This is a genomic window from Novosphingobium sp., assembly GCF_036820275.1.
Taxonomy (GTDB): domain Bacteria; phylum Pseudomonadota; class Alphaproteobacteria; order Sphingomonadales; family Sphingomonadaceae; genus Novosphingobium.
This window is the reverse complement of sequence record NZ_DAISLT010000076.1, coordinates 1-10,971: the sequence shown is the minus strand read 5'-3', so window position 1 is coordinate 10,971 and position 10,971 is coordinate 1. Positions and strand designations below refer to the sequence as shown.

The 10,971-nt window shown below is 61.7% G+C and carries 7 protein-coding genes and 2 pseudogenes; 1 reads left to right on the top strand and 8 read right to left on the bottom strand.

Annotated features, from left to right (window positions below):
- The 4 genes and pseudogenes from V7066_RS28335 to V7066_RS28320 all read right to left on the bottom strand — a co-directional run.
- Positions 1-295: pseudogene (locus tag V7066_RS28335) on the bottom strand (alpha/beta fold hydrolase); the annotation flags it as partial.
- A gap of 619 nt (positions 296-914) precedes the next feature.
- Positions 915-1,385: a helix-turn-helix domain-containing protein gene (locus tag V7066_RS28330; RefSeq protein WP_334186269.1), complete on the bottom strand. Its 471-nt coding sequence runs from the start codon at positions 1,383-1,385 to the stop codon at positions 915-917.
- A gap of 244 nt (positions 1,386-1,629) precedes the next feature.
- Positions 1,630-2,211, bottom strand: a complete 582-nt coding sequence (locus tag V7066_RS28325) for an RNA polymerase sigma factor (protein WP_334186268.1) — start codon at positions 2,209-2,211, stop codon at positions 1,630-1,632.
- A gap of 561 nt (positions 2,212-2,772) precedes the next feature.
- Entirely contained in the window at positions 2,773-5,367 is a 2,595-nt protein-coding gene (locus V7066_RS28320; RefSeq protein ID WP_334186267.1) for a TonB-dependent receptor, read from the bottom strand.
- A 463-nt stretch (positions 5,368-5,830) separates the two neighbouring features.
- Here V7066_RS28320 and V7066_RS28315 point away from each other — a divergent pair.
- Positions 5,831-6,448: pseudogene (locus V7066_RS28315) on the top strand (FadR/GntR family transcriptional regulator); the annotation flags it as partial.
- On the opposite strand, the gene V7066_RS28310 reads toward V7066_RS28315, so the two are convergent.
- The 4 genes from V7066_RS28310 to V7066_RS28295 form a co-directional block, all read right to left on the bottom strand.
- Positions 6,390-7,298, bottom strand: coding sequence for an ATP-binding protein (locus tag V7066_RS28310; protein ID WP_442947396.1), 909 nt, complete (start codon positions 7,296-7,298; stop codon positions 6,390-6,392). The pseudogene V7066_RS28315 and the gene V7066_RS28310 overlap by 59 nt on opposite strands.
- Positions 7,298-8,548, bottom strand: coding sequence for an IS21 family transposase (gene istA / locus V7066_RS28305; protein ID WP_334186265.1), 1,251 nt, complete (start codon positions 8,546-8,548; stop codon positions 7,298-7,300). The genes V7066_RS28310 and istA overlap by 1 nt, the downstream gene beginning before the upstream one ends.
- A 434-nt stretch (positions 8,549-8,982) precedes the next feature.
- Positions 8,983-10,677 carry an arylsulfatase gene (locus tag V7066_RS28300; protein WP_334186270.1) on the bottom strand — a complete coding sequence of 565 codons (1,695 nt, stop codon included), beginning with the start codon at positions 10,675-10,677 and terminating at the stop codon, positions 8,983-8,985.
- 108 nt (positions 10,678-10,785) lie between these two features.
- On the bottom strand, positions 10,786-10,971 hold a 186-nt coding region (locus V7066_RS28295; protein ID WP_334186264.1), incomplete at its 5' end, for a hypothetical protein.

The window sequence follows — 10,971 nt, the reverse complement described above, 5'->3', positions numbered from 1 at the left end:
ACCAGTCGAGAGGCATCTCGACGAACCCCGGGCCGCCATGAAAGTAGATCAGTACAGGGTTTCGCAAATCCTGACTGCGGATCGACACGGCCTGGGAAATGCCGCCGATCGGCACCGTCTCGATCGCCTGCAAACCCTGCGGGCTGACGATTTCCCGCAGGTCGGCAATAATTTTGACAGCTTCCGCCCGGTTGTGCGGCCCCACGGAATTTTGCGGAATCTGGGGTTCGGCGATTGCAGGAACAACGCCGAGAACGGCTGCGGCAATCGCGGCCAGCGCAGCGATCCTCTTCATGCACTTTCCAATCGGCTTGGACATCGGGCCGCCAACTTGCCTAATTTCGCGGTCGCCTGTCCATCATCGATTGAGCGCCCATGGCCCAGATCCTGCGGTATGTAACGGCGGCATTGTCATTATCCACGCCGCCAGATGATGAACCCAGATGGTAAAATAGGCGGGAGCGGCGGGAGCGGGAGCGGACCCGCAGCCTCCCCGCCGCGCAAATCCAGCACCACTCCTGCGTGCCCCCCTGCTTTCTTTCATCGATCCGCATTGCCCTGCCCATCCACCGCCCTCGTGAGCGCCTCGTCGAGAAGGCCTCCCTCCGGCGCAGCCCCGGTCCGGGACGCTCTTTTCTTGCCGCCGGCTCCTTTCCTGTCTGCGCGCTCGCGCAGCGCCCTCCCGCAGCCCGAAGTCCTGCCTCACCTCCGCGCTGTCGTCGCGCTCGCCTATCGCCGCGGTTGCCTGCCTCACCTCCGCGAAATCGCCGCCCTCGCCTATCACTGCAGTTTCCAACCCCACCTCCGCGAAATCGCTGCGCCTTTCCATTGAAGAAGCTTCCGTTCCCTCATCCACACCCGCCCAGCGCGCTCCCACTGCGGCAGGCCCTTTCAGCCAAGTTCATGGACCTTGTTCATTCGCCGCGCCCCGCCTCCGCCGCACCGTCCCGGATCTGCGACTGCCGCCAGCGGGCCGGCGTCGTGCCCAGCCGCTTGGCAAAAGTGCGTGTGAGGTGGCTCTGGTCGCAAAACCCGCATTCGAGCGCAATCTGCGCCAGCGGCCGGGACGAAGCGCCGATCAGCACGCAGGCCATTTCCACCCGCCGGTCTATGAGCCAGGTATAGGGCGAGGTACCCACGGTGCCGGTAAAAGCCTTGATGAAGTAACAGGGCGAGAGCCCGCAGGCGCGGGCGATCTCGGCGATGCTGACGGGACGGCCGAGGCCGGAGCGCAGAAGGCGCATGGCCGTATCGACCTGCCAGGATGCCAGCCTGCGAGGCCTATGTCCGATCAAAGCGCACTGCCTGGGCAGGATCAGCGGATCCCGGTCACCTTTCTCGAGCAGACCCGTGCCAGGCGCATCGCTGCGCTGGACCGCTTTCATGCGTTCCCTGTCGCCATCCGCGACCTCCCGTGGGTTGCGGGAGCCGGTCACTCACCCTTTCCGGACACCGTCCATCGCTGGACAGGCCTTGCAGGATTGCAGCTCGGCACCCTGCGGCCACCACCTGCCGATCGAGGGCGAAGATCGCCCGAGCCGGCCGAGGAGGAAGCCCTGTTGGTCCCACCCCCAGACACCCGCGAAGCAACAAGGCGTCCCGGCGCCGGAAAAATACTTCCAGGAAATATCAGCCGAAAGGCTTGTCGTCCCCGTCCAGGCGCGCACGCAGGACCTTTGCCGCGCGGGCCAGCTCCTTCTGAACGGTACGGCGGCGGATCCCGAGCTTGCCTGCTATCTCGCCCGTAGAGAGATCATCGGCCCACCTGTGAAAGAAGATGACGCGCCGCTGTTCGGGCAGTTCGCGCGCTGCATGGAAAACCCTTGCCAGCTCATCCGCGGCTACTGTCATGCGCTCGGGATCGGGCGCCTCATCGGCGGCGGCTTCGAGAATGGCCGGGTCCACCGGAACGCTGCGTGCGAGCGCACGCCGCCGGTTCTGGCCGAGATTGAAGGCCATGCGCCGCAAGTAGGCACGCGGGTTATGAACCGCGCCGATGCGGGCACCCGCGGCCAGTTTCGCCGAGGTATCCTGTAGCGCATCGAGGGCGGCCTCACGCGATCCCCAGGTGCGCTCAAGCCCCGCCGACAGTTCCCGGTAAATCGTGATCAATGTGCGCTGGAGGGCTTCCGGCTCAACGTCGCCGGCAGCACAATCCAGATCCTCTTCGGAGCTTCCGCCGGCGGGCCTGTTATCGGGGCGCTCTATCATCCCGGTTCAATCCATGGACGCCGCATCCCGGACGACAGCCTTGCTGCCGGGCGAACCTGGTTCTGATCCGCGGGATCACGATCACATACACCATCGGCGAAGTGCCGCGGTGCAATCATGCAGCAACACTGGCGACGGACGCCAGCCGTGTATAGACCTACAAGATTAAAAAGCTGTCACATCGCCCGGAGGGCCAACACGCAGGTATCATGGCAATGCACCGATTGCCGGATCCTTGGCGTCTACGCTTCAGCGAGCAGGCACGGTCAGCCTTTGCGCCCCGTCCACCGCGCCAGCGCCTGCTCCCGTCGAAATCGCCAGCGGCGCATCCGGGCCAGGGTTCATGATGAAGGTTCCCGCCATTTCCACAACTTCCAAAGCAGTGCTGACATAATGTGTGTCACCATCCCAAACGAATACAAGGGAGGTGAATCCTAAATTGAAGTGCGGCGATCAACTTCGTGCCGCCGCCGGCACCTTAGAGCCAGGCGACGCAGCAGCCTCGCCTTACCCCAGGTCGGCGCGGCCGTTCCTCTGGAACGGCCGCGCGCAACGGGCTCCTCAAAACTTGACGCGGGCCCCGAATTCGAAGGTGCGGTCGTATGTACGGGTATCGCGCGGAGTGTTCGAATAGACGCCGTCCGAGTTCGCGCCCTTGAAATAGTCGTGATAGATACGATCGGTGATGTTCGTGGCGTTGAAGGTCAGCGTTACGTTGTCGGTGAGATCGTAGCTTGCCGAGAAGTCGAGCTGGCCGGTGGGCCTGACCATGATCGTGCTCGCCTGGGTGCCGCCCGAATTGTAGCTGTCGACATAGCTGGAACGCCAGTTGTAGGCGAGACGCGCGGAAATCCCGAACTTCTCATAGATCGCAACCGCATTGTAAGACCAGTGCGAGACGTTGACCACGCGCTGCTTGCCGCCGTTGATCGGATCGTCGGTCATGCCGTTAGAATAGGTGCCGTTGAGCTGCACGCCCAGCCCGCTGAAGGCGCCCGGCAGGAAGTCCAAGAACTGCTGGTAGGCGACTTCGGCACCCGCAAGGTAGCCTGACCCCGTATTGCGCGGACGGCTGATCAGGTAGAGCTCGCCATCAATGGTTTCCGGCGCCGAGTAGGTCTGGATGTAGCCCTTGATGTCGCGGTAGAAGCCCGCGACGGTCAGCGAGGTCGATCGCGCCGGATAGAATTCGAGGCTGGCGTCGTAGGCCGTCGACTTGATCGGCTGAAGGTCCGGATTGCCGCCCGATCCGCTGCCGTAATAGGTCTGGGTCCCGGTGTCCCCGCTCGGCGAGTAGCTGACCAGCGGATTGAGCGCGGAAAATTCGGGGCGGGTGATCGTCTTACCCCAGGCGAGGCGCAGGAACAGGTTGTCCGTCAGGCCGACCTTTGCGTTGATGCTCGGCAGGACGTTGAGGTAGTTCTCCCGCGAACTGACGGTATTCCCGACAAGCTGTTCAACCGTGTTGACGACGCGTGCGCCGGCGGTGCCGGTGACCGGCATCGAACCGATGTCGAAGCCGTATTCCAGCATTCCATAGAAAGCGTAAGTGTTCTCGATATCGGCGAAGTAGTTGGCCGGATCGTACGCGCGATCGCCGGACGCCTGTCCGAACAGTTCACGCACGGCGTCGGTGTTTTTCAGCAGGTAACCCGGATTCATCGTCAGATACTGGCCGACGCCCAGCGCGCCCTTGACCAGCCCGGTCGGCGAGGTCGTATAGGCATCGGACGACAGCATATCGAGGGTGACGGTACCGTCCGAGGCAATACCGCTGGAGGTAGTGGCCTGCGATTCGACTGAACGGTGCGTGTAGCGGGTGCCGATCTTGAACTTCTTCAGGAAGCCGCCGTCGAATTCGTATTCGAGGTCGTTGCGCCACGCCCACTGCTTGCTGGTGGATAGCGAGTGGTTGTCGAACAGCGTACGCACCGTGTAGTTCGCTGGATCGGTCATGTCGACGCCCGAGATATCGACGTTCGGGGTACCGCCGTTATTGTAGTTGATCGCCATCGATGGCGCGTTGAACGATGTGTCGACAATGACGTTTCGGTTCTTGATCTTGCTGTAATTATAAGTCAGCTCGGATGAGATCGTGGCACGGCCGCTCGTCCAGCGCACACCGAGGTTACCCTGATAGCTTTGCGTCTGGTCGAGATAGGCCTGCATGCTCGACAGCGTGTATGCATTGGTCGTCGTCGAGCTTTCGCCCAGGAAGTCATAGTCTTCGTAAGGCGTGATCGATGTCACGGTCCCGGCCTTCGGCAACGCGATGAAGTAGCTGTTGTTATAGAGGTTGCGGTACTTCGTGTAGAGCCCGTCGGCATGGATTTCGAGGTTTTCACTTGGACGCCACTGGTAGGCAACATTGATGCCGGTGCGCTTGCGGTCGCCGGAACTGTAGATGCCGCCAACCGTATCGGGAATCGCCACGGGGTCGCCCGAACTCACATAGTTGAACGCGTCCTGATCCTGATAGCGGCGTCGGTTGTATGATACCGAAACCAGCAGGCCCATTTCGCCAAGGCCCGTTTGCCAGCGATCGCTCACGAGGGCGCTGCCGACATAGCTCGTCTTGTCTGATTGGTCGGAGTAAATTCCGCGCAGACCACCAGCTACCTGAAGGCCTTCGCTGAAGTCGAATGGCCGGCGAAGGCGTACATTGATGACACCGGCGACACCACCTTCGACGAGGTCCGGAGTGCTGGTCTTGTAGACATCGACGCCGCCTACCAGTTCAGCGGGAATGTCGCCAAGCGAGACCGCGCGGCTGGTGCCGGTGAAGGTTTCCAGGCCGTTTATCAGCGTGGCAACATTTGGAAGGCCGCGAATCTGGACGGAGCTGGCTTCGCCGGCCGCGCGGGTGATCTGCACGCCAGTAACGCGCTGGAGCGCATCGGAAACCGTATTGTCGGGCAACTTGCCGATGTCCTCGGCCACGATCGAATCGACGATGTTGATCGCATTCTTCTTGATGTTCTGCGCCGACATCAGCGAGGCGCGGACGCCGGTGACGATGATGTCCTGCTCGCTTACGTCCGATCCGTCGGAACTTGCGCTTGGACCCTGTGCCGAGGAATCCTGCGCGTGGGCGGCCCCGCCCAGGACAAGCGCGAGGACCGAAGCCGAACAAAACACGAGTGGCCGAAATGCCATGGTCATCCTTCCCTGCATGAAGGACACATCAACGGTCCTCCGGTTTGCTTTCCGCATTAGTCGGAGTTATTCCGCACAGGAAGATTTCGGTAATGTAGCAGTAAGGTGCAACATCCGTTTCGGCGGCGAGTCTGCTCATGGCGCTATCGGCGGTCCGGATGGACCGATCCAAGGCACGTTCCCCCGATTTCGACCGCGTCAACAGGTGGACTCCTTCCGCCGGCTCGCAGCCGACTCGGCTTCGGTCCCTGTGGTTTTCGATCAGGCGCTGCTCGCGCCGCCCGTCACGCCGCAGAAGAGAAATAGGTAGTGAAGCGTGTCCCCCAGGAATGTTAGTCGGTGAAATATCCGGCCAAAATTGATCCGTTAGCACGCCGGTGTAACGCCATTCCATCGCGGGCCACTTGGCGCCCGCACCTTCCTCATCTCGCAGGTGTGTCGCGCATGGAACTAACCTGAGCGGATGAACATGATGACCTTCGCTGCTATCCCGGGACGCCTTCACCAGGAGGTAGCCCATCGTCTGGCGCTTCGGATCGTATCCGGCGAGTATCCCACCGGCCACGTCTTCGCCGGCGAAGTGGCGCATGCCGATGTTCTGGGCGTTTCGCGCTCCGTCTTGCGAGAGGCTTTTCGGCTACTCACCGCCAAAGGCCTCGTGTCCAGCCGTCCGAAGTCCGGCACCTGCGTGAATGAGCGCAGACGCTGGAACTTGATCGATCCCGAAGTGCTGTCCTGGCAGCTCCAGTGCGGCGTCAACGACGCCTTCGTGCGCGACCTGCTCGAACTGCGCCAGGTGGTGGAGCCGCAGGCCGCCGAGATGGCGGCTCTCCGCCGCGACGAAAGCCAGCTTCTCGATATGGCCACTGCACTGGCTTCCATGGAGGTCTATTCGCTTCAGACTGAGAACGGTCGCGCTGCCGCCCTGCGCTTTCTTACGCTGCTGATGGAAGCGACCCACAACGAGATGTTGCTGGCGCTGTCCAAATCCATCCTGACGGCGATTGTCTCGATCAAGGCGGTCAAGCAGCATGACCAGATCCATCCGCGCAATCCGATGCCGGAGTACCGTGAACTCTTTCGACATATCGCGGAACGGGCCCCCGCCCGGGCGCGTCGTGCCATGGGGCGACTAGTAGAACTGGCAATAGCGGACATGTCGAGCGCCTGACTGGCCGCGCCGCCGTCAGGTCTGTAAGGCCGGGCAGGTCGTGTCCCCGCGCGATCGAAGCGTCGTGACCCTCAGGTGATTGCTTTTCATCGGCGGCAGCGCGGTCGTGCGTCAAGCGCCCCTGGGGAGAGTCCCGGCGGTTTCGTGACTGGAAAGGATTGGAGGTTAGGATCATTGCGCCCTTTTCGTAGCGGGCGTTGACGAGCTGGAAGAAGAGGTTAGCCCCGCCCGGGGTGATGGGCAGGTAGCCGATTTCGTCGACGATCAGCAGCGACGCGCGGGTGTAGAAGCGGATTTTCTCGACCAGGCGACCTTCGCGCTCTGCCTTGGTGAGCGCTTCGATCAGCTCGGCCAGCGAGCAGCGGTAAACGCTGCGCCCAGCTTTGACCGCTGCCACTCCGATGGCGGTGGCCAGATGGGATTTGCCCGTACCGGGCGGCCCGAGAAAATGGAGAACTTCCGCACGGTTGATGAACTCGAGTTGGGCGAGTGCGGTGATGCGATGCCGGTCCAATGAAGGCTGGAAGGAGAAGTCGAAGCTTTCGAGGGTCTTGACCGGCATGAGGCGGGCGGTGCGCAATGCCACGCCGATACGCCGCCCCTCCCGCAAGTTCAGTTCCTCGGCCAGAAGGTCGTCGATGGCCTCGATCGCGCTGATTTCGCCCTTTTCCAGCCTGGCCAGCGTGTGATCGAGCGTTTCCAGGGCACGGGCCATGTGGAGAGCCAGCAGGCTCTGCCGGATGCGGTCGGAGACGGACATCACGCAGCACCTGTGGCATTGAGAGCAGCCAGACGATCACCTACGGCGCCGTAAAAGGTCAATGGTCGCTGGCCGACCGGCTTGTCCGAGGTTGTGGGCAGGAGTTGTGCGGGTTTCGCCGCCTGTGCCTTGCGATGCCCGGGCTCGACCCGCCTGCGGTTCTTGCCCTCGATCACGGGATGCTGGGCAATCAATTGTCCTTCTTCGAAGATCCGCACCTCATGCGTGTGATGCTGGACTTCGACCACCCGGCGGCGAGTGGTATCGGGTACGCTGTAATAATTGCCAGCCACCGCGACCATGCCTTCCCGGCTGATCCGCCGTTCGACCGTCAGGACAGTGTCGTAGCGCATGCCGGGCAGCGGCAGCAGATGAGGCTGTTCCTGCTCAAAATGCTCCTTCACGATCCGCCCGGTGGTCGCGTGCTGCCTGGCATTGGCGATATCGGCACGCCATGTGCTAAACTGGGCGTTCAGATCGTCGAGATCACGAAAGCTGCGGCCAAGGAAGAAATCCTGCCGGATATAGCGGAACGGCCTTTCCACCTTACCCTTCGTCTTGGCCCGGTAAGGCTGGCAGGCTTTCGGGGCGCTGCCATAGTGGGCCAACAGCGCCACCAGCGAGGCGTTGTAGGTGACCACCCCGGCAGCGTCCTCGCCGATGACGGCGGTCTTCATGCGGTCGTAGAGAATTTCGCTGCAGCAGCCACCCATCGCTTCGAAGGCGGCGATATGGCAGCGCATCACCGTTTCCAGCCCCTGGTTCGGGCAGAACCGCCCCCAAAGCCACCGACTGTGCCCCAGAACCATGCTGAACAGCCAGACCTTGCGCACGACACCAGGCTCGCTGGTGAAGATCGTCTGGAATTCGGCAAAATCAACTTGAGCCTGTACGCCGGCGGCGGTTTCGAAGCGCCGCTCATAAGTCTTGGGCACGGGCGGCCGGACCTCACGCAGATATTCGGTCAGGGAGGAATAGGCTCCCTTGAACCCCATCTCTCGGATTTCGCGATGCAGCCTGCGTGCTGAAAGGCCGGGATAGCTTTCCAACCGTTCCAGCAGATGGGCCCGATATGGCTCGACGGCGTTCGCTACGGGTTTACGTGGCGAATAGGTTGGCGCCTCCAGACCGTTCGCCAGATATTTCTTCACGGTCTTGCGGTCGAGGCAGGTCTGGCGCGCGATGGCGCTGATGCTCAGCCCCTGTCTCTTGAGTTCCTGGATCAAAACGACCTCCCTCAGTCCTATCACCTGCTCGCCCTTCCTTCGGCATCAGCAGGGATAATTGTGCCGCCTGATCGGCATGGGGGCATGCCCCCATGCCGATCAGGCGCAGTCCTCAAACTGGGGAATTTTCAACCAGCACATTTGGGGAGATTACGACCAGCACTCACAGCGTGCCTTACCTTTCCATGTGCCTGCGGCATCCGCATCACTTAATCTCGTCGTAAAAACCCCTTTGTCGTTGTCAAACATCCCTAAGTGTGCCCGGGGCGACAACTTTGCCCGTGGTTACTCACAGAAATCAATCTGGCTGTCGTGTGCTTTCGCCAACAGAACCGGCGCTGCTATCGAACTGAAAGAAAGGACTGAGATGGCGCAAACAATGCGAATACGCTTGATAGTCTCTCGAAATTTCAGGCAAGGACGGAGGCGGAGAAAGCAACTGGCCGGCGCGGAGGCGATCAAGACTTGGGCGAGTGTTCCGCAGATGAGTCGGGAACGGCCACCCCTTTCTCCGCTGCGTAGCGGTCCCAGTCAGCAATAAGTTCTTTCAGCTTATGCTCATACCGATCGGCTAGATCGGTGCTTTCGGCGGGATCGGTCGCTAGGCTAAATAGCTGCCACTTGCCATCACCCACGCCGTCACGCGGATACGTCGAGCCGGATTTCGGCAGGTAGACGGCTTTCCAGTCTCCCTTCCGCAGCGCCCTGCGATAGAACAGTTCGGTGCCGACGGGCTCGTTGGGAGAACGCACCTCGGCAACCTTCTCGGCCAGTACAGGAACCAGGCTATGCCCTTCGAACGGCAGGATCGGATGGCCCTTGAAAGTTGCCGGCTGGGTCAATCCGGCAAGGTCGAGCAGAGTGGGCGCGATATCGGTGACGCTCAGATTTCCGCGCGCGATACGGTTGCCGACGACCCCCTTGCCTGCGGCAAAGGCACTTACCCGGATGCCACCCTCGGTCGGATAGCCTTTGACCAACCAGGAAGGCGAGCTGTTCGCCTGCGCCCATCCGGCGCCGTAGCCGACATAAGAAGTGGCGTTTCCGATGTTCTCCAAACGGTTGTCGATCCCGAGCTTTTGGGCGCCGCCGGGCATCCCGCGAACCTGGAAGGGCGCGTCGATCTCGCTGCCCTCCGGGCCGTTGTCCGAAAGGAAAACGATGACGGTGTTCTCATATTGGCCGGTGCGCTTCAGCTCGTCGATCACACGGCCGACGTTCTGGTCCATGCGGTCAACCATCGCGGCGTAGACCTCCATCTTGCGGGCTTCGAGCGCCTTCTCCTCGCCCGTCAGGCTGGCCCATGGCTTCACGCCGTCGAGGCGATGCGGTTGCTGGTCGAGTGCGACCAGACCGAGCTTCTTCTGGCGTTCGAGACGCTCGGCACGAAGCACTTCATAACCGGCATCGTAGCGGCCTTTATACTTCGCGATCGTCTCGGCCGGGGCCTGCATGGGCCAATGCGGCGTGGTGAACGTCAGATAAGCGAAGAAGGGACGCGAATCTTTCGCGCCGGAAGCGAGCGAGGAAATCAGCCGGTCAGCGAAGTAGTCCGCCGAGTAACGCCCGACAGGAAAGCGGACCAACTTGCCATCCTGCCGGTAAAGCGTGTTCGCGTTGGCCTTTTTCCACGCGCCGCCCTGATCGGCGCCAAAATGGTTGCCCAGCCCTTGCAGCAGCGCGAAGGAATGTTCAAACCCGCGCGCAGCCGGACCGCGATCCTCGGTCAGGCCAAGGTGCCACTTGCCCGACATGAGCGTGCGATAGCCGCCCTGCTGGAGAAGCTCGGCAATCGAGGCAACGCGGTCGTTCAGATAGCCCTCATAGCCCGGCCGGCCAGCAAGCGCAGGCGAGAGCGATTCCGCCATCGTGCCGATACCCGCCTCATGGTTGTCGACGCCACTCAGCAACATGGAGCGCGTGGGCGAGCATGTCGGCGCGGTATGAAACCCCGTGAAGCGAACGCCGCCATTGGCAAGAGCGTCGAGGTTCGGAGTCGCGATTTCACCGCCAAAAGCACCAAGGTCCGACCAGCCGAGATCGTCGGCCACGATCACCAGAAAGTTCGGACGGGAGGCCTCGCGTTGCGCTCCAGGGACGGCAGCGGCAGCAGGTTCCGCGGAACTCGCTTGCGCCATGGCGAGAGGAGACATCAGGGTGCTTACGAGAGCTGCGGCGATCAGGGCGGCCTTGCGGGTCACGTCGGTTCCGTTCTTAGCGATACATGATGCGGCAGGCCTAATCGCACGAGGGACAGCAGTCTAAAAAGATTTCTCAACTAATTTAGTAGAGAAACTTTCCAGACCCCTTCTCTCTTTCACAGCGTCCAACCTTTCCGTAGCCGGATCAATCGGGGTGAGTTGGTGTTTACGCTCGGAGAAACTGTGCTCCAAGAGGTGGCCGGGTTGGTCTGAACAGGGATCGGCGACGGCTAAGTGGATCGTCTG

Excerpts from the sequence above, each read along its gene's own strand:
- V7066_RS28330 (WP_334186269.1), bottom strand. The coding sequence starts at position 1,385 with ATGAAAGCGGTCCAGCGCAGCGATGCGCCTGGCACGGGTCTGCTCGAG.
- V7066_RS28325 (WP_334186268.1), bottom strand. The coding sequence starts at position 2,211 with ATGATAGAGCGCCCCGATAACAGGCCCGCCGGCGGAAGCTCCGAAGAG.
- V7066_RS28320 (WP_334186267.1), bottom strand. The coding sequence starts at position 5,367 with ATGGCATTTCGGCCACTCGTGTTTTGTTCGGCTTCGGTCCTCGCGCTT.
- V7066_RS28310 (WP_442947396.1), bottom strand. The coding sequence starts at position 7,298 with ATGTCCGTCTCCGACCGCATCCGGCAGAGCCTGCTGGCTCTCCACATG.
- V7066_RS28300 (WP_334186270.1), bottom strand. The coding sequence starts at position 10,677 with ATGTCTCCTCTCGCCATGGCGCAAGCGAGTTCCGCGGAACCTGCTGCC.